Here is a 19,167-nt window from a genome sequence, read left to right on the forward strand (position 1 = left end):
GGCGCCAAAGACACCCCTCAGCCTCCCTAAACGGTCAGTACCTTAGCATGGAGTCATGAGCAAGAAGAAGCGGGCGGATTCGGATGCCGCGACTCCGGCCATGGCCCAGCTGGAGCGTCTGGGGGTTCCCTTCACCATCCACGAGTATCATCACAACGCGGACCACATGGACCAGGGGTACGGCATCGAGGCCGCCAAAAAGCTGGGCCTGGACCCGCGCACGGTCTACAAGACCCTGATGGCCGACACGGGCAAGGAGCGGGTCATCGGCATAGTACCGGTGACCGGCCACCTGAACCTCAAGCACCTGGCGGCAGCTGTAGGCGCCAAGAAGGTCCGCATGGCCGACAAGGCCCAGGCCGAACGAGAGAGCGGATACGTTCTGGGCGGCATCTCGCCCTTCGGCCAGCGCACCCAACACGTGACCGTGCTGGACCAGGGCGCATTGGAGTTCGACACTATCATGGTCTCCGGCGGCAAGCGCGGCATCAGCCTTGGGCTGGACCCTCGGGATCTGATCCGTGTCCTCAAGGCCAAGACCGCACCTCTAGCCACCGACTGAAAAATCTGAGCGGCGGCCTTAGCCCTGTGGTTGCGGGACTTTCTTTGATGCGCGTGCTGAACGCAGGGCGGCAGGCAGGACGAAGTGCATATGCTCGTCAACTGCTCGTTCCCGGGTCACCTGGGTGAATCCTCGGGCAGCCAGGGTCTCCAGCACCCCCTGAACCAGATTTTCGGGAACCGAGGCACCCGAGGTGAGTCCTACCGAATCCATGCCCTGCAGCCAGGTCGGATCCAGCTCGCCAGCATCGTCGACTCGGTGAGCCCTCTGCTGGCCCTGACCGGGGAAACGCACATCCAGGGCCTGACGGGCCACCTCGACCAGGCGCACCGAGTTGGAGGAGTTGGCCGACCCCACCACAATCATGCAGTCCGCCTGACCGGCCACCAGCTTGACCGCCTGCTGCCTGTTCTGGGTGGCGTAGCAGATGTCGGAACCCGGCGGCTCCTCCACCCAGGGGAAGCGTCGACGCAGGGCCGCGGCCAGGTCGGCGGTTTCATCGAGGCTAAGAGTGGTCTGGGTCAGCATGACCAGCGGGGTGTCGGGTCCGAAGTCCAAGGCCTCGATATCGGTCTCATGCTCAACCAGGTGAACCCGGTCCGGGGCCTCCCCCATGACCCCCACCGCCTCGTCGTGCCCACGGTGGCCTATGTAGATAATCGAGTAGCCGTCGCGAACGAAGCGCTGGACCTCCCGGTGGACCTTGCTGACCAGGGGGCATGATGCATCGACCACGCGCATCCCCCGCCGCTGGGCCTCCTTGACGACCGAGGGGGCGATTCCATGGGCCGAGAAGACCACGGGCACCCCGGCACGAACGGCCTGGTCGGGGATCTGGTCCAGCTCATCCACGAAGACGGCCCCTCGCCGGGACAGGTCCTCGACCACATGCCGATTGTGGACTATCTGCCGGCGCACGTAGACCGGGGGCAGACCCTGATTTTGGTGGGGGTTGTCCGCATCCAGGATGGTCTGCACGGTCTGGATGGCTCGGTCCACCCCCGCGCAGAACCCGCGTGGATCAGCCAGGATGACCCGCCCATGCCCCTGCGGGGTCGGCTGTTCGCACACGGTGGTCCGAAATCCTGCCACTGCCGCTCCTTATCGATGTCAATCCGGACAATCCCGGACGCTGCAAGTCCATGGTAGAAAGCCGGAGCGGCCCCCGGTAGTCCATCCGCCACTCTTTCACCAAGAAGCCAAGACCGTCCAGGCGCTAGGATGGTGACGTACCAAGCATCAACGGCACTATGGAAGTGGGAGCATGCATACGAACGAGATGATGGGCGGGGCCGTGCCCCGGACAGGACAGCAGTACAGCATCCGTCACGGGGATTACGAGGCGGTGGTGACCGAGCTGGGAGCCATCCTGCGCGTCCTGAAATACCGGGGAAAGGACCTGCTGGCCTCATTCGACCCGGATGGAACCGTACCCTGCAGCAACGGGAACGTGCTGGTCCCCTTCCCCAACCGGATCGAGGACGGCACCTACGACTTCCAGGGCCACACCTACACCCTGCCCATCGACGAGCACGACCGGAACACCGCCATCCACGGCTACGGATACCGGGCCTACTGGGGGCTGCAGGCCCTGACCGAGGACTCCGTCAGCCTCTCCTGGCGGGTACCGGACATGGGCGGATACCCCTTCGACGTGGTGGTCACCGTCACCTACACCCTGGACGACCAGGGGCTGACCATGACCACACGGGCCCTGAATCTGGGCGACGAAGCCGCACCCTGGGCCTTCGGCATCCACCCCTGGCTGGCCAATGGCAAACAGGGCATCGGTGACCAGATCCAGAAGGACAACGCCCCCTGCACCCTGTCCATCCCCTGCCGCACCCATGTGGTGGTCGATCCGGACAGGCTGCTGCCCACCGGCACCGAACCCGTCCAAGGACGAACCGATCTGCGCCAGGGTCCTGTGCTGGGCGAGGATGCGGACTTCGACGATGCGTGGACCGATGTGGAGCGGGATGACGACGGCACCTGCTCGGCCTGGTTCACCAGGCCGGACGGCATCCGCATTCAGCTCTGGGGCGATGAGACCATCACCTCCTGGCAGGTCTGCACCGGGACCGGCTTCGACGCAGGCATGCGTCCGGCCGGCGTAGCTGTGGAGCCCATGACCGCCTATGCCAACGCCTTCCGGACAGGCCGGAACCTGGTCATTCTGCAGCCTGCCGCCGTCTACACCACCCAGGTGGGGTACCGGGCGCAAGAGGTCTGAGCAGCGTCGGAGCAGCCGAGCTGGTCGACAAAGGTCAGCCCAGTGTGCGATAATCGGCAAGGCTTATCGGTTCATCAGTAGCAAAGGAGTCCAATCATGGGCATGCGCGGACGCAAGCGCAGGGATCGCCGCAAGAAGGCCGCCAACCACGGCAAGAGGCCGAACACCTGATCGTCTGCCCCGGCACCAACGGTGCCGGGGTTTTGCATATATACGTAAAAAAAAAAAAAACCATGGCTGCATACGCATGACCATGATTCCCGCAATAGCCTGAACAGCCGGACAGAGGCGATGCTCTGCCAGGAAACCGGCTGGACCTGGTTGACTTTAATCGACTTGACTTTATCTACTTGTCAGTATTGTGATCCGGGGTCCCCTGCTCCAGTTCATCCATCTGATCGAACATGTGCCTGAGCCGGTCCAGCAGACAGTCCGGGGCGCATTCGGGGCGCAGATACCGGCGCAGCTCCTCGATGACCATGCGCTCCCGATCGTCGCAGCAGGATTCCGGATCAAAGCAGTCGCTGGGATCCACGCAGGAGGCATCCTGATAGATGCGCAGGCTGGTATGGGACACCCTGACAGAGCCGCCGTCATCGTAGGCGTAGTGACTCATCTCCACGCGTCCGTCCATGCTCCTGCCCGCTTCCTGATACCCGATCTTCGGGGGCCCTCAGTGCCCCTTGCTGCTGATCTCTTTTTTTATACTAGGCCTGGCAGCACCGGCACCATGGCGTTCCGCTGAGGGCTTGCCTGCAGCACCGCGCCCCTGCTGGTAGCCGCGCTCCTGGGCATACCGCTCCAGCTCCTGGCGCAGCTGCGAGCGCGCACGGTTCAGCCGGCTCATGACCGTGCCGATCTTGATGCCCTCCTCATCGGCCACCTGCTGATAGCTCTTGCCGTCGATGGCAGCGTCGATGAAGACCCGTCGGCGTTCCGGACTGAGCCGGTTCAGGGCTGCCATGATCTCCTCAGGGGCGAAGGTCTCCATGTATTCCTGCTCGGCGGATTTGAGCCCCTCGGACCCATGTTCAGAGGCCGAATAGATGTCCCAGTCGTTGTACTCGCCGGTCGAGTCGTTGGCCCTCTGCGGGCGCCGCTTGGCCTTGTGGTACTGGTTGAAGTAGGCATTGCGCTCGATGGTGGTCATCCAGGCCTCGAAGTTGCTGCCGGGCTGGAAGCGGTCGAAGGCCTTGAATCCGCGTTCGAAAGTGTCCTGGACCAGATCCTGGGCGTCGTCGGGGTTGTTGGTCAGGCGCATGGCCTGTCGGTAAAGCACGTCTACCGCAGGCATGGCCAGGGCCTCGAATTGACGTTTTCTGCTTTCGAGTTCGCTGGTATCTGCCACACCCCCATTGTGCCATCCCCCCTCGCCCGTCGCGGTTCCGACCCGGTCGCGGGCAGGTCGCCCCTCGGTTACCATAATGACTGAGGAGAAATCACGCTTATGGAAAACACCGAGTACACAAGCATGGAGCAGGCGCTTGAGTCCGCCCCACAACAGGAGGGGTCGACTCGCCTAGGCGACTCCTGGCTTCTGGGGTTCGACACCGAGACCACGGGCACCAGACCGGGCAGGGACGGGATTGTTTCGGCCAGCCTGGTTCTGCGCGACCCGACCAAGGGCTACTCAGGGGATGCGGTAGCCACCTGGATAGTCAATCCGCACCGGCATATCAGCAAGGGGGCCAGTCGGGTCAACGGGTTCACCGATCAGCAGCTGGCCGCCGAGGGCATGGAGCCCGAGCAGGCCACCGCGCAGATGGCCGCGTTCATCGCCCGCGCCCAGGACAAGCGCATCCCCCTGCTGGCCTACAACGCCCCCTTCGACGTGCAGATGCTGGACGGGGACATCGCCCGCTGGTGCGCGGGTTCGGTCAAGCCCCTGAGCGAGGGCGATCTGCTGGTGGTGGACCCTCTGGTCCTGGACAGGGAGATTTCCCACCGGTCGGGCCGCCGCAACTTGGGAATGACCAGCGAGTACTACGGCGTCATCCCCCATGGCAGCTTCCACAATGCCACGGCGGATACGGTGGCGGCCGTGGACCTGATCAAGCCCATGACCACCCTCTTCCCCCAGGTGGCCAGAATCACCATGGACTCTCTGATGGACTGGCAGCGGCAGGCACAGGCCAAGTGGCGGGAACGGTTCAACCAGCACCTGATCTCCCAGGGCCGCCGCCCGGTCACCGACTCCTGGCTCTGACCCTTCGTCACTGGGGAATGGTCTGCCCGGTCACTTCCGGTATGGGACCTGAGGCATATGTATATTTTCGGTCAAGGGGTCGCAGGACCCACCCGTCCCTGCCTGGCCGGGACTATAGACTTGGACCTGGCCTCGACCGGATTGCAGTCGGGCTGAAAGAACCCATCAGACGAGGAGGAAGACGGCATGGCGCTGACGATGGCTTCGGCCCTGGAACTGCTGCGCAAACACGATCAGCTGCGCGAGGTGATTCAGGGTGACCGATGGACCTTGGATCAGCCAGCGGATCACCATTTGCTCAAGCCCTTCACCGACGTCACCTACGACACCCGCCAGGCGGGACCCGGCAGCCTGCTTTTCTGCAAGGGGCATTTCCTGCCCGAATACATGGATGCCTGCGGACCCGAAGGCCCGGCGGCCTACGTGGCCCAGCAGGACCTGTCCGCCCACACCAGCGCCCCGGGGATCATCGTCAACGATGTGCGCAAGTCCATGAGCCTGCTCTCGGCCGCCTTCTACGGCTACCCCCAGAACCAGCTGACCCTGGTGGGGATCACCGGCACCAAGGGCAAGACCACCACCGCCTACTACCTGCACGCCATGCTGGGCGAACTCTCCGGAGGCCGGGCGGCCCTGTTCTCCTCGGTTGACAACTGCCTGGACGGCCGGCATTACGTGGAATCCCAACTGACCACGCCCGAGTCGCTGGACCTCTTCCGCATGATGCGCCAGGCGGTGGATGAGGGCATGCGCTACCTGGTCATGGAGGTCTCCTCCCAGGCCTACAAGGTGGACCGGGTCTACGGGCTGACCTTCGACCTGGGGGCTTTCCTGAACATCTCCCCCGACCACGTCAGCCCCATGGAGCACCCCACCTTCGAGGACTATCTTTACTGCAAGCGCCGCATAGCCTACAACAGCAGGCAGCTGGTCATGGGAGCCGACATCCAGAGGGCCGACCTGATCCGCCAGGATGCGAGCGCCGCCGGCATTCCAGTGACCACCTTCGGTTTCGGCGGGCAAGAGGCCGACTTCGTGGCTCGCAAGGCCCCAGGCAAGGGCAACGACTATCTGATCGGCCCCTCCAGCGGTCCCATGACCGCGATCGACCTGTCCATAGCCGGTGATTTCAACGCCTTGAACGCCATAGCCGCCTTTGCCATGCTGAACCGGCTGGGGCTGGAACCCGATGCCGATGCCCTCCACGCCATGGAGAAGGTCCGCATCGCCGGCAGAATGGAATGCTTCCAGGCCGACAACCGGATTGTCTATGTCGATTACGCCCATAATTACGCCTCCATGAAGGCCCTGCTGGACTTTGTGGATGAGCGCTACGGCGAGCGCAAACCTGAGATCACCCTGGTCTGCGGAGCAACCGGCGGCAGGGGAATCGACCGCCGAAAGGGCATCGTCCAGGCAGCCCAGGACCGTATCGATCGGCTCATCCTGACCGCTGACGACGAAAACGAGGAAAGCTCGGAACATGTGGACCAGCAGATGCTGAGTTTCGTCACCAACGCCAACCTGAAGACCAGCATGGTGCTGGACAGGACCCAGGCCATCGAACAGGGTCTTGGCCAACCAGGCCAGCCGGGGGATCGTCTGCGGATCATTCTGGTCACCGGCAAGGGCGAGGAACGCTGGTTCAAGAACAAGGGCCGCCACGTGCCCTACGAGGGCGACGACCACGTGGTGGCACGTCTGCTGGGCACAAAAAGCTACGACCTGGGAGCCACCGGCGCAGCCAAGGTCTGACGATCCCGACAGGTTTCTAAGATGGAAAGCCGAATGCCCCGCTGCAGGGTGGGGCGCACGAGCACATGGTAGGTGGTTTCAGAAACATGAAAGAATTCCAACCGGTCATACTGGGCACCGACATCAACACCTACGGGATGGCGCGAGCCTTCCACGAGGCCTACGGCCTGGTCTCCACCGCATTCGGCCACTACCAGCTCTCCCCCACCAAGTACAGCAGGATCCTGGACCTGCACCTGGTCCACGACTTCACCAATCCCAAGGTCTTCGTGTCCACCCTGAACGACTGGGCCGACGCCTATCACCGGGACCACCCTGGGTCCACCCTGCTCCTGCTGCCCTGCGGGGACACCTACGCCAACCTGCTGGACGAGTTCGGCGAGCCCCTGCGCGAACGATTCGTCTTCAACGCCATCGACAAGGAACTGAACCGGTCCCTCTCGCTCAAATCCTCATTCTATGAGCTCTGCGACCGCTATGACCTGCCCCACCCGAAGACCGTTTCGGTGGATGCCGATGACGTCAAAGCCGGACGCCACCGCAACCTGCCCTTCGACTACCCGGTGGCCATGAAGCCCGCGGACAGCGACGAGTGGTTGGGCATCGACTTCCCCGGGCGGAAGAAGGCCTTCATCTTCAGCAACCCGGATGAGCTGGACACCATGATCCGCAGGTCCTACCAGGCCGGGTACACATCGCAGATGGTCATCCAGGACTTCGTGCCCGGGGGCGATGACAATATGAGGGTGCTCAATGCCTACGTGGACCGTCACCACCGGGTGCGCATGATGTTCCTGGGCCATCCCCTGCTGGAGGATCCCGCGCCCGAGGCCGTGGGCAACTACGCGGCAATCATCCCCGACTACAACCAGGACATCTTCGACCGGATCAAGGCCTTCCTCGAGGACATCAAGTACAGCGGGGTTGCCAACTTCGACATGAAGTACGACCCGCGCGACGGCGTCTACAAACTCTTCGAAATCAATCTGCGCCAGGGCCGCAGCAGCTACGTGGTCACCCTGAACGGCTTCAACCTGGCCCGCTACTTCGTGGACGACCTGGTCCTGGACACCCCCTTCAACGGACGCACCGTCTTCGGCCGGGGGCATCGCCTCTGGATGGAGATCCCCAAGGACATCTTCCGCAAATACTGCGCCGATTCCGAGGACAAGCGACAGGCCATGGCCATGATCCGCCGCGGGGACTGGGGCACCACCCTGGAGTACAGCAAGGACCGCAACTTCAAGCGCTGGCTGCTGATTCGACACATGTTCGCAATCTACCGGCGTCGGTACCGGCGCTACTTCCGTGACAAGAGGACACTGGCATGAGGAACTTCTTCGTCGTCCTGGGCGGCATGGGCACGCTGGCCACCGAGAGCTTCGTACGGGTGCTGGACCGGATGACCGGGGCACACCGGGACCAGGACTTTCTGGACTACGTGGTCTTCAACCACGCCACCGTGCCCGACCGTACCGAATTCATCCTGGGCCGCAGCAAGGATGACCCCTTCCCCTACCTGGCCGAGGACGTGCACCAGGCCACAGCCATGGGCGCCTCCTTCATGGTCATGGCCTGCAACACCGCCCATCAGATTCTGCCCAGGCTCCAGGCCCTGACCCCGGTGCCCATTCTGAGCATGCCCCAGGCCACCATCGACTGGGCCGACCGGCACTATCCGGCGAAAACCCATCCGCGCATGGGGTACATGGGCACCGAGGGGTCCCGCCATGCCGCCATCTACCAGGGCCCGGCCGACAGCGCCGGCTACCGGCTGGTGGACCCGGACCGGGCCCTGCAGGACCGGGTGAGCGCACTGATCTACGACGACGTCAAGGAAGGCCGACTGGACCGGGACCGCTACCTGGGCGTCCTCGACGCCTTCCTGAAGGACTACCACTGCGATTCGGTCCTGCTGGGCTGCACCGAGCTCTCGGTGCTCAACGAGGCCTACCCCATGCCGCAGCTGCCCATCGTGGACTCCCAGGCCGTTTTGGCGCAGGTCACCCTTGATCGGGCTCGGGCTCTTCGCGACCGGAACGATCCGGATCCTTCAACCGCTGGGAGATGACGGCCGTCACCCCGTCCCCCCGCATGGTGACCCCGTATAGGGCGTCGGCGATGCCCATGGTCCGCTGCTGGTGGGTGATGATGATCAGCTGGGCATGCTCCCGCAGCTGTTCGAAGGCCTTGAGCAGCCGGGTCAGGTTGACGTCGTCCAGGGCGGCCTCGACCTCGTCCATGACGTAGAAGGGGCTGGGCCGGGCCGTGAAGATAGCCAGGAGCAGGGCCAGGGCCGTCAGCGAGCGCTCACCACCCGAAAGCAGGGATAGCCTGCGGACCTTCTTGCCGGCCGGACTGGCCTCGACCAGAACGCCTGTGGTCAGCAGGTCGTCCGGGTCCTCAAGCCGCAGCCGTCCGCGCCCGCCGGGGAAGAGGGTGGCGAAGATGCGTTCGAAGGCCTGGGAGGTGTCGTCGAAGGCCTCCTTGAAGACCGTGACCATGGTCGAATCCAGATCCTTGACCAGGGCCATCAGATCGTCCCGGGAACCTATCACATCCTGACGCTGCTCGTGCAGGTAGCGGTTGCGGGACTCCAGGGCCTCGTATTCCTCGGTGGCCAGAGGGTTGACCTTGCCCAGGGCGGCGAGGTCCCGCTTGGCCTTGGCCAGCCGCTTCTCCTGCTCACCGCGCTGATAGGGCACTGTTTTGAAGGCTGGCGTATCCCCGTCTTCCTCCGTCCCCTCCTGGTCCAGGGGCACCGGGTTGCCCTCGTCGTCCAGGACGGGCACCGGACGATCGGGGCCGTATTCGCGGATCAGCTCCTCGGGCTCCATGCCCAGGTCATCCTGGATGCGCTGACGCAGGCGGCCGTCCTCACCGGCCAGGCGCTCCCGTTCCAGATCCAGGCCGTGCTCATCCTGCCGCAGACCGGCTACCTTGGGTTCCAGAGCGTCCCTGTCTGCCCGCAGATCGGTCAGCTCCTTATCGTGGGCCGAAGCCTTGGCCCTGAGCTGATCCCGGCGGCGGGCGGCGTGCTCCGTCCTCCCTTTGATCAGCCGGGCCAAGAGGTCGGCCCTGAGCGCGATCAGTCCCAGGGAGGCCATGCCGGCCTTGCGACGACGGTTCTCCTCTCCTATCCGCTGACGATGGCGTTCGGCCTGGTCGGCCTGATCCCGCAGCAGATCGATCTGACGCAGCAGGGAGGCGTGCCGCCGGTCGCTCTCGGTCCAGGTCAGCTTGGCCTCCATCTCGGCCGTGCGGGCCTGGTCCAAGGCCGTCTCCAATTCATGCTGCCGGTCTTCCATGCCCTCCGGGTCGTCAGGGTCCGGCCCCCCGTCCTCCTGGGCGCGGGCCAGGCCGGCCCTGAGATCCTCCAGTTTGAGTTCGTGGGTGCGCACCTGGTCGCGCACCTGGGCCAGCCGGTCATCCAGATCCTTGACCCCGGCCTGTGCCCGATCCGATTCCTTGCGGGCAGCGGCCAGCTCCCGGGCAGCCTGCTCGGCCTTGACCCGGGCCTCGGTGCACTGATTGCGCGCCTCCTGCAGCTGCTGCTCGGCCTGCTCAAGGGTGGCACGGGCCGCTTCCATCTGCGGCTGCAGGGTCTGCGACTCCTCCTGGAGGGCCTCCACCTGCGCAAGGGCCTTGTCCCTGCGTGCGGTCAACGCCAGGTCGCTGGTGGCCGGGGCGGATCCGCCAACAGCACCGACCCGGTCATAGAGGTCACCAAAGCGGGTCAGCGCCTGCTGCCATCCGTCCTCCAGGGCACGGCGGGCCTGGCCAGTGTCATCGACGGCAGCTGTGGAGGCCAGCAGGCTGCGGACAGCCGCCAGCACCCCCTGGGCCCGGTCAGGATCGGCAGGATGCTCCCGCAGGGCAACCAGGTCGGCGGCCGACCTCCACTGGTCGTCTCCGGGCTTGATGTCCGCCCCCTTGAGCGGGCCTGAAGCCGAGATCAGCGCAGCGCGTCCCAGGCGGTCCCGGCGGGCCCGCTCCAAGGCCTGGTCGATCGTCTGGCCATCCTTGGCCACCAGGGCCGAGGCATAGTCGTGCAGGGCTTGGGCCAGGGGCTCCTCCCAGCCCTCCTCCACGCGGACGAAGTCGGTCAGCTGACCGAGTAGGGCCGGGTCTCCAGCCTGGGACAGGGCCTCGCCGGCGCCGCGATGGTCCAGCGTGTCCGCCAGGGCATCAGCCTTGGCCTGGGCCGAGATGGCATCGGACTGGATGCGACGTTCCCGCTCTTGAAGATCGTTGAGACTGCCGCGGGCCTGATCCCTGACCTGGCCTGCCTGGTCCAGGGCCTGTCTGCCGTCCTGGTCAGGGCTCTCCTCCCGGTCATCCAGGTCCCGCACCCGGTTTCTGGCACGCTCCAGACCCTCCCTGACCTGATCCTGCTGGCGGATCAGGTCACGCTCGCGCTGCCTGGAAAGTTCCAGGGCCGATTCCTCCTTGGCCACCAACTGCGCCAGGTCGCCCAGCCTAGCCTGCCGCTTTCTGGCCGCCTGCCGCAGCTCGGTCATGGTCTGTCGGTGGGCGGCCAGCCGCCTCTCCAGATCCGCACGGGCTTGGACGCAGCCATCCAGGGCGATCCGGTCGGCTCCGACCTGGCCCTCCTCCTGGTCGGCCTGGCCCTTGAGTTCGTCGGCCCGCCGCCTGAGCACCCCGGGGTCCTGTCCCTGGTCGGCCACCATGCCGGCCTCAAGCGAACGGCTGCGCTCCCTGGCCAAGGATGCCAGGGACCCGGCTCGCTCAGCCAGCTTGGTCAGGTCGTTCCACTGCTGGTTGACCGCCTCCAGGGCCGGGCTGGACTGGCGGTCCAGCCCCTCCAGCTGTTCGATGCGCAGCTTGACCCTGGTCAGGTCCTCCTGCCCCCTGGCCAGCCGCCCACGGGTCTGAACCATCCGCGAGCGCAGATCCTCCAGCTTCTTCTGCGAGGTCAGGGCGTCGTCGGCGTGAAGGCGTGCCTGGGCGTCCCGCAGGCTGACCTGGATCATGTCGGCCCGGCGGGAGACCTTGGCCTGGCGGCCCAGCGGCCCCAGCTGCCGATGAATCTCGCCGATCAGGTCGTCCAGACGGGACAGATTGGCCTCGGTGTTAGCCAGCTTGTGCAGGGCCCGCTCCTTGCGCTTGCGGTGCTTGAGGATGCCGGCCGCCTCCTCGATGAAGGCCCGGTGGCCGGCCGGATCAGCCCGAAGGATGGCATCCAGCCGCCCCTGACCGACGATCACGTGCATCTGCTGGCCCAGCCCGGTGTCGCTGAGCAGCTCCTGGATGTCCAGCAGGCGGCAGTCGGACCCGTTGATGGCGTATTCGGATCCTCCGTTGCGGTAGATGGTCCGGCTGATGGTCACCTCGGTGTAGTCGATGTCCAAGGTCCGGTCGGTGTTGTCGATGGTCAGGGTGACCTGCGCCCGGCCCAGCGGCGACCTGGAGGAGGTGCCTGCGAAGATGACGTCCTCCATGGATCCGCCACGCAGGCTCTTGGCCCCCTGCTCGCCCATGACCCAGGCCAGTGCGTCGACGATATTGGATTTGCCTGATCCGTTGGGGCCCACCACAGCGGTGATGCCCGGTTCGAAACGCAGGGTGGTGGCCGAGGCGAAGGACTTGAAGCCCTTGAGGGTCAGCTCCTTGAGATACATCAGGCGCGCTCCGCCTTAGGCTTGGCCAGATTGGGGTTGGGGCGCTCGGCCAGCAGGGTGCGGGCGTCGCCGGCGGTGACGAAGCTGCCGCAGATCAGCACTCCCCGGCCATAGCCCACGCCGGTCTGGTCCTCGCTGTCGACCATGTCGACGGCGGTCTGGATGGCATCGGGCATCCGGTCGCGCCGTACCACTCTGTCGGGCCCGAATACCCTCACGGCCACCCGCTCCAGATCCTCGGCCGGCATGGCCCGGCCCTTCCAGGAGTTCTCGGTGACCACGACGCTGTCCAACACAGGCTCCAGTATGCCCAGATAGTCCTCCACCTGCTTGTCGGCCATCATGGAGATCACGCCCACCAGCTGTTTGAAGTCGTAGTTCTCCTCGATGGCCGCCCGCAGGGACTGGGCCGCATTCAGGTTGTGCCCGCCATCGATGATGATGGTGGGCGAGGTGCGCACCTGCTCGATCCGTCCGGGGATGCGCACCTGGCTCAAGGCCTCGGCCACCAGATCCTGGTCCAGAGCTCCGTTGACGGGGATGACCGTCTCGGCCGCCGCCAGTGCCGCCAGGGCGTTGTGGGCCTGATGCTCGCCGAACTTGTCAATGGGTACATCCTTGTAGAGTCCCTGAGGCGTGCGCAAGGTGGCCACCTGACCGCCCACTGCGGGCATGCGGGAGACCACCTCCAGCTCGTTGCCGTCCCTTAAAAGAGTTGGGGCTCCCTGCTCGCGCACAGCCTGCTCGATGATGGGCATGACGGCATCCTCATGGGGTTGGGCGCCGACGATGACCGTGGACTTGGGCTTGATGATCCCGGCCTTCTCCCCCGCTATCTGTTCGACCGTATCCCCCAGCCACTGCATGTGATCCATGTCCACCGGCCCGATGATGGAGGCATCCCCGTCGAGGACGTTGGTGGCATCCCAGCGGCCGCCCATCCCAACCTCGACGATGGCCACGTCCACGGGGGCGTCGGCGAAGGCCCAGACAGCCATAGCGGTCAGGACCTCGAAGAAGCTCATGGGAGCCCTGCCCTGCCGGGCGAAGCGGTCATCCACCATGGCGATGAAATCCTCGATCTGCTGGTATAGGTCTACGAAGTCCTCGTCCGAAAGCTCCTTGCCGTCGATGGCGATCCGCTCGTTGATCCGCTCCAGGTGGGGCGATGTATAGAGCCCGGTACGTAGACCATAGGCCCTCACCAGAGCCTCGGCCATCCGCGCCGTGGACCCCTTGCCGTTGGTCCCGGTGACGTGGATGACCCGGAAGCTGTGCTCGGGGTGGCCCAGCAGGTCCAGCATCATCCCCATCCTATCCAAGTCCAGATTTGGGCTGTCATGCTCGGCGGGACGCGACATGATGGCCCGCTCGACATCGCGAATATTCTGACCCTTGCTGTTGGGGTGTTCGAATGACATATTCTGCCTGCGCCTCCTGCTGGCTGTGGATGCTTCCCGCCCATTCTATGCGCGACCGACCCCGATTGAAGGCCGAAACAGCCGACTGTCACATCGGCCGAACGCACTACCATGGAACCAACATAGTCAGAACCGGAATTTCAAGGAGGCTGGACGTGACCGCATCCGCTCAGGAGCATCTACAAGGAGACACCGATCCCAAGAATGTGGACCTGGATGAGCAGAATATGGAGGACCGGGTGAACAACCGCACCCTGCGCCCCAACTCCCCCGCCTTCCAGAAGTTCATGACCACCGGCTGGCAGGCCCAGGAGCCGCAGATCGAGCCGCTGGAGTCCAGCAAATACACTGAGCGCCGTCTGCGTGAACTGGGTAAACGCTTCCCTGGCGAACGCCTGGTCATTCCCGCCGGTTCCTACAAGACCCGAAACAACGACAACGACTACGCCTTTCGCCCAGACACCACCTTCGCCTACTACACGGGCCTGGGCGAGGACTACGAACCCGGAGCCATCCTGGTCCTGGACCCGGTGGACCCCGACAGTCCCGAGGCCGCCAAGGGCCTGACCCATACCCCTGAGCTCTTCGTCCATCCCCGGGCCGATCAGTCCACCCGCGACTACTACCGGTCCTCACAGTACGGGGAGTACTGGGTGGGTCCCCGGGCCGGGCTGCGGGAGCTGGCCGTCATGACCGGCATCCCCACCAAGGACATCGCCTCCTTCCCTGATGCCATCGCCAAGGATCTGGGACCGGACCAGGGTGCGGTCAAGCTGCGTGTGATCCGCACCGCCGACCAGGAGGTCCTGAACCAGGTGGAGGCCGCCCGCAAGGCCAACGGCATCGGCGGTCCGGACCGCAATGAGGAAGCCGACGACAAGCTCGAGGAGTTCACCTCCGAGGCCCGTATGATCAAGGACGACTACGAGGTGGGCGAGATGCGCAAGGCCATCGACGCCACCAAGGCCGGGTTCGACCGTATCCTGACCCACCTGCCCCAGGTGGTGGGCAAGCCCCGCTCCGAGAGGATGCTGGAGGGCGTCTTCAACGCCAACGCCCGTGAGAAGGGCAATGACGTGGGCTACGGGTCCATCATCGCCTCGGGCAAGCACGCCCCCATCCTGCACTGGATGCGCAACGACGGGACCGTCCAGAAGGGCGACCTGCTCCTGATCGACGCCGGCGTGGAGGTCAACAGCCTCTACACGGCCGACATCACCCGCACCTTCCCCGTAGGCGGCACCTTTAGCCCCCTGCAGAAGCGGATCTACCAGACCGTGCTCAAGGCCCAGCAGGCCGGCTTTGAGGCCGCCAAGCCCGGCGCCACCTACTCGGACATCCATCATGCCGTCATGCGTGTGCTGGCTGAAACCCTGCACGAGTGGGGCATCCTCAAGGTCAGCGTGGAGGAGTCCCTCTCCCCCCAGGGCCAGCAACACCGCCGCTGGCACGCCTGCGGATGCGCCCACCACCTGGGTCTGGACGTGCACGACTGCGCGGAGGCCAGGTACGAGTCCTACCAGGGTGCCCCCATCGCCCCTGGGATGATCTTCACCATCGAGCCCGGGCTCTACTTCAAGGAGAACGACCTGCTGGTGCCCCCGGAGTTCCGCGGCATCGGCGTCCGCGTGGAGGACGACGTGCTCATGACCGAGCAGGGGCCCCAGTGGCTGTCTGCAGGCATCCCCAAGACCGTGGAAGAGGTGGAGGCCTGGATGGCGCAGCGGGCTGCGCTGGCCGACCCGGACCGGGACTGATATATGCCCACTCCTGACTTCGTGCTCAGACTGCGCCGATCCATAGGCCATGACCTGCTCTGGCTGAACGGTGTCACGGCTTTCGTCAGCGACAACCAGGGCCGTGTCTTGCTGGGCCGGCGCTCCGATACCGGCCAGTGGGCCCTGGTCTACGGAATCAACGAGCCCGGCGAGGATCCGGCCGACACCGTGGTCCGCGAGGTCAAGGAGGAAACCGGGGTGGATGTGATCGTCACCGACCTGGCGGCGGTCACATCCTCCCGGGAGGTGGTCACCTATGCCAACGGTGACCGGACCATGTACATGGATCATCTGTTCATCTGTCGGCCAGACTCCAGCGGCAACACCGACCCCTTCGTGGGTGACGAGGAGAGCCTGTCAGTCGGCTGGTTCGACCCCGGTCAACTCCCGGCCCCTCTGGCCCAGACCACTGTGGAACGCATGACCCGGGCTCGAACCTATCTCAAGCGCCTGCAAGGCGGTGACGCCCACGCCCTCTTCAGGGTCAATGGCAGGCAGCTGCCCGCAGATTCCGACCAGGCCGATTTCCACCAGTCCGATTTCGACCGGTCTCAGGCTGACCATTGAACCTTTGGGCCGCTCAGTCCCTGACGGCTCAGTCCTCGAAGAAATCCAGCGGATCGTCGATGAAGCGCCGCAGGCCCACCAGCGCCGCCCCCTTGAGGGCTGGATAGTCAGCCTGGGTCGGGATAAGCACACGGATGTCAACGGCATCCCGGCCCAGGGTCAGCTGATTAAGGCGATTCTGCAGGCGCTGGGCCAGGTTTCCCCCGAAGTGCGACCAGAATCCCCCCAGGATGACCGTGTCCACATCCACAATATTGATGGCTGAGGCGATGACCGAGATCATGGCGTCGAGCCCGCGGTCGATGGCATCGACGGCCTTGGTGTCACCCTGCTGCCAGCGCTGGTAGAGTTCCTCCATGGCCTGGGGCGTGACCGCCTCGGCTCCGGTGGCGATGCCGGCGGCCTCAACCAGGGCCCTGCGCCCGGCGTAGGTTTCCAGACATCCGCGGCGGCCGCAACGGCAGGTGGGTCCATTCAGATCCACCGAGGCATGTCCCAATTCACCGGCGAACCCATGATCCCCGGTCTCGACGGTCCCGCGCCGCACCACGGCCCCGCCGATGCCGATGTCCGTCGAGATGTAAATAAAGGAGTCGGTGGGTGAAAGCGGCCCCTCATCTCCGCCGTCTGGGCGCTGGGCAGCGTAGCCGGGTATCTGCGCCAGGGCCGCCAGACGCGCCTCGTTGCCCACTGTTGGAGACAGGCGGCGAACCAGGGGGAAGTCCTGCAGATCCAGACGCTCCCATCCCAGGTTGCGGGCCATGAGCAGGGTGGTGTCACCGCCGACCAGTCCGGGCAGGGCCAGACCCGAACCCACTGTGTGGTAGTGCCGACGTGACAGCTTGCGTTCGATGGGCTTGGTCAGATTCTCCAGGTTGGCGAAGACCTGATCGGGTTCCGCCTCGTGCATATCGTCCTTGACCCAGGCCGAATCGATCAGGGTCCCATCCAGATCCATGGCCAGACAGCCGTAGCCATCGGTGTTGATCTGCAGGCCCAGGCCGGCCCAGCGTCCGTGTGCGATGGACAGCGGGGTGCTGGGTCGGCCGTGGCTGCTCTGTGAGGTGTCAGGCTCCTCCTCGCGCACCACCCGATTCCTGAGCAGGAGCCCCGCCAGGAGCGACATGGTGGCCTTGGTCAGCCCTGTGGCCTTGGCCAGATCCGCCCTGCTGAGCGAGGTAGGCGACCGTAGAATGGTGTCGATGATGACCGAGAGGTTGTGGTTCCTCAGATCATCCTGATTGATGGAGCGCAGGGCAGTCACGGTTCAGCAACCTTTCATGAGGGAAGATAGGCCCGCTGAATCCTGGGCCTCTTCAACATCTTACGTTCCAGCCCGACGGCAGGTCAGCAATTGAGAGGCACCCGGAGCAAGGCCATTTAGTTTATCGATTTAATAATTGAGATACTATGATGGAGTACTCCACAGACAGGAGCCCGGAAAGCGAGGAGGCTGACATGAATGAGATCCTGGTGGCGGGAGTGGACACATCGACCCAGTCCTGCAAGGTGAGGGTCACCGAAGCCCGGACCGGTCGGCTGGTCCGCTTCGGCAAGGCTCCTCACCCGGCAGGCACCAGCGTCGATCCCATGGCCTGGTGGAAGGCCTTTCAGGAGGCTTCAGCCCAGGCGGGAGGCCTGAACGATGTCTCGGCCATCAGCGTGGGCGGCCAGCAGCACGGCATGGTATTGCTGGACCGCCAGGGGCAGGTGATCAGGGATGCCCTGCTCTGGAACGACACGCGTTCGGCTCCTGATGCCGACGATCTCATCATCCAACTGGCCAGATCCAAGACCGACGAGGCTGAAAGCTACCAGGCGGAAAACGATAGGTCAGACAAGGACCCGGACCCTGATCAGGACCTGGCCACGCGGGGCAGGCAGGCCTGGGTTCGTGCCGTGGGCTCCTCCCCCGTAGCCTCGCTGACCATCACCAAGGTGGCCTGGGTTAGCCGGGTGGAGCCGAACCATGCCAGGGCCATCGCGGCCATATGCCTCCCCCACGACTGGCTGAGCTGGGTCATCGCCGGTCATGGGCCCGCAGCCGACCCGGGGACAGAACCCGGGCTGGAGGATCTCTTCACTGATCGCTCGGATGCCTCAGGCACCGGCTACTACGACCCCGCCGCCGACCGCTATCGGCGTGACCTGCTGGCCATGGCCCTGCCCGACGGCATGGCTGAGCGTGTGATTCTGCCTAAGGTTCTCGGCCCCCACCAGGTCGGAGCCAAGGCCGACCCCCGCATCGCCGGCAGGGATGTGCCCGGCGGCTGCATCATCGCACCGGGCGGAGGCGACAACGCCATGACGGCCCTGGGCCTGGCCATGCAGGTGGGCGACGTCTCCATCTCCCTGGGGACCTCGGGTGTCGCCGCAGCGGTCAGTCCGGTCCCCGCCTATGACATGAGCGCCTCGGTAACCGGATTCGCGGATGCCACCGGCCACTGGCTGCCCCTGGCCTGCACCATCAACGCATCACGCATCCTGGATGCGGGCCTGGCCGCCCTGGGGACGGATTATGACGGTCTGGCCGAGCTGGCGGAGAAGTCCACGCCGGGTGCCGAAGGAATCACCCTGATCCCCTACTTCGACGGCGAGCGCACCCCCAACCGGCCTGATGCCCACGCCAGGCTGGAGGGGCTGACCCTGGCCAACACCACCCGTACCAACCTGGCCAGGGCATTTGTGGAAGGCCTGCTCTGCTCCCAGCGTGACTGCCTGGAGCTGCTGAAACGACTGGGCACCACGGTCTCCAGGATCCTCCTGGTCGGCGGCGGCGCCAAGTCCCCAGCGGTCAGAGCCTATGCCCCGGGAATACTGGGCATGGATGTGCAGCTGCCCCGGCCGGACGAGTATGTGGCCATCGGTGCGGCCCGCCAGGCGGCCTGGGCTCTGACTGGAGAAGAGGAGCCACCAGCCTGGCCGGTGGACATCGAGACCACGCTGACCGGAGCCCCTTGCGAGCAGGTCTACCGGCAGTACCTGCGCTGGCGGGGATGAAAG

General features: G+C 65.0%; 16 protein-coding genes. 10 read left to right on the forward strand and 6 right to left on the reverse strand.

The annotated features are described in order from the left end of the window. The first annotated feature begins 55 nt into the window (after window positions 1-55). Window positions 56-562 carry a Cys-tRNA(Pro) deacylase gene (ybaK, locus tag H3U90_RS00665; protein ID WP_198176629.1) on the forward strand — a complete coding sequence of 169 codons (507 nt, stop codon included), beginning with the start codon at window positions 56-58 and terminating at the stop codon, window positions 560-562. An 18-nt stretch (window positions 563-580) separates the two neighbouring features. Here ybaK and H3U90_RS00670 read toward each other — a convergent pair whose 3' ends face one another. After that, the gene (locus H3U90_RS00670; protein ID WP_198176630.1) at window positions 581-1,654 is read right to left on the reverse strand and encodes a 4-hydroxy-3-methylbut-2-enyl diphosphate reductase; all 1,074 of its coding nucleotides are present in this window, start codon (window positions 1,652-1,654) and stop codon (window positions 581-583) included. Window positions 1,655-1,826: 172 nt separating this feature from the next. On the opposite strand from H3U90_RS00670, the gene H3U90_RS00675 reads away from it, so the two are divergent. Further along, window positions 1,827-2,795 (forward strand): aldose 1-epimerase family protein, encoded by a 969-nt coding sequence (locus tag H3U90_RS00675; protein WP_198176631.1) that lies wholly within the window; start codon window positions 1,827-1,829, stop codon window positions 2,793-2,795. 96 nt (window positions 2,796-2,891) lie between these two features. After that, window positions 2,892-2,966, forward strand: coding sequence for a 50S ribosomal protein bL37 (locus tag H3U90_RS08425; protein WP_099327425.1), 75 nt, complete (start codon window positions 2,892-2,894; stop codon window positions 2,964-2,966). A gap of 175 nt (window positions 2,967-3,141) precedes the next feature. On the opposite strand, the gene H3U90_RS00680 is transcribed toward H3U90_RS08425, so the two are convergent. Next, window positions 3,142-3,429, reverse strand: a complete 288-nt coding sequence (locus H3U90_RS00680) for a hypothetical protein (RefSeq protein WP_198176632.1) — start codon at window positions 3,427-3,429, stop codon at window positions 3,142-3,144. Between the two features lie 39 nt (window positions 3,430-3,468). Further along, window positions 3,469-4,089, reverse strand: a complete 621-nt coding sequence (locus tag H3U90_RS00685; RefSeq protein WP_198177553.1) for a sigma-70 family RNA polymerase sigma factor — start codon at window positions 4,087-4,089, stop codon at window positions 3,469-3,471. A 153-nt stretch (window positions 4,090-4,242) separates the two neighbouring features. Here H3U90_RS00685 and H3U90_RS00690 point away from each other — a divergent pair, with 153 nt between their 5' ends. The 4 genes from H3U90_RS00690 (at window position 4,243) to H3U90_RS00705 (ending at window position 8,827) form a co-directional block, all read left to right on the forward strand. Next, window positions 4,243-5,001, forward strand: coding sequence for an exonuclease domain-containing protein (locus tag H3U90_RS00690; protein WP_198176633.1), 759 nt, complete (start codon window positions 4,243-4,245; stop codon window positions 4,999-5,001). Window positions 5,002-5,187: 186 nt separating this feature from the next. Next, complete coding sequence (locus tag H3U90_RS00695; protein ID WP_198176634.1) at window positions 5,188-6,756, forward strand: Mur ligase family protein; 1,569 nt, start codon at window positions 5,188-5,190, stop codon at window positions 6,754-6,756. A gap of 86 nt (window positions 6,757-6,842) precedes the next feature. Next, window positions 6,843-8,087, forward strand: coding sequence for a carboxylate--amine ligase (locus tag H3U90_RS00700; protein WP_198176635.1), 1,245 nt, complete (start codon window positions 6,843-6,845; stop codon window positions 8,085-8,087). After that, window positions 8,084-8,827: an aspartate/glutamate racemase family protein gene (locus tag H3U90_RS00705; RefSeq protein ID WP_198176636.1), complete on the forward strand. Its 744-nt coding sequence runs from the start codon at window positions 8,084-8,086 to the stop codon at window positions 8,825-8,827. Before H3U90_RS00700 ends, H3U90_RS00705 begins: the two co-directional genes overlap by 4 nt. On the opposite strand, the gene smc is transcribed toward H3U90_RS00705, so the two are convergent. Both smc and H3U90_RS00715 read right to left on the reverse strand, forming a co-directional pair. After that, the gene (gene smc / locus H3U90_RS00710) at window positions 8,760-12,398 is read right to left on the reverse strand and encodes a chromosome segregation protein SMC (protein WP_198176637.1); all 3,639 of its coding nucleotides are present in this window, start codon (window positions 12,396-12,398) and stop codon (window positions 8,760-8,762) included. The genes H3U90_RS00705 and smc overlap by 68 nt on opposite strands. Beyond that, window positions 12,398-13,819 carry a bifunctional folylpolyglutamate synthase/dihydrofolate synthase gene (locus H3U90_RS00715; protein WP_198176638.1) on the reverse strand — a complete coding sequence of 474 codons (1,422 nt, stop codon included), beginning with the start codon at window positions 13,817-13,819 and terminating at the stop codon, window positions 12,398-12,400. Before H3U90_RS00715 ends, smc begins: the two co-directional genes overlap by 1 nt. 206 nt (window positions 13,820-14,025) lie before the next feature. Between H3U90_RS00715 and H3U90_RS00720 the strand changes: the two genes are divergently transcribed. Together H3U90_RS00720 and H3U90_RS00725 are read left to right on the forward strand one after the other, a co-directional pair. Further along, the gene (locus H3U90_RS00720) at window positions 14,026-15,576 is read left to right on the forward strand and encodes an aminopeptidase P family protein (protein WP_332460605.1); all 1,551 of its coding nucleotides are present in this window, start codon (window positions 14,026-14,028) and stop codon (window positions 15,574-15,576) included. A gap of 3 nt (window positions 15,577-15,579) precedes the next feature. Further along, window positions 15,580-16,164 (forward strand): NUDIX hydrolase, encoded by a 585-nt coding sequence (locus H3U90_RS00725; protein WP_198176640.1) that lies wholly within the window; start codon window positions 15,580-15,582, stop codon window positions 16,162-16,164. A 28-nt stretch (window positions 16,165-16,192) separates the two neighbouring features. Here H3U90_RS00725 and H3U90_RS00730 read toward each other — a convergent pair whose 3' ends face one another. Beyond that, a complete protein-coding gene (locus H3U90_RS00730; RefSeq protein ID WP_198176641.1) occupies window positions 16,193-17,428 on the reverse strand; it encodes an ROK family protein in 1,236 nt (411 codons plus the stop codon). Between the two features lie 194 nt (window positions 17,429-17,622). Between H3U90_RS00730 and H3U90_RS00735 the strand changes: the two genes are divergently transcribed. Beyond that, window positions 17,623-19,164 (forward strand): xylulokinase, encoded by a 1,542-nt coding sequence (locus H3U90_RS00735; RefSeq protein WP_198176642.1) that lies wholly within the window; start codon window positions 17,623-17,625, stop codon window positions 19,162-19,164. The last annotated feature ends 3 nt before the right edge of the window (window positions 19,165-19,167 follow it).

The organism is Bifidobacterium sp. W8103 (assembly GCF_016100775.1).
In the GTDB taxonomy this organism is placed as follows: Bacteria; Actinomycetota; Actinomycetes; order Actinomycetales; family Bifidobacteriaceae; genus Bombiscardovia; species Bombiscardovia choladohabitans.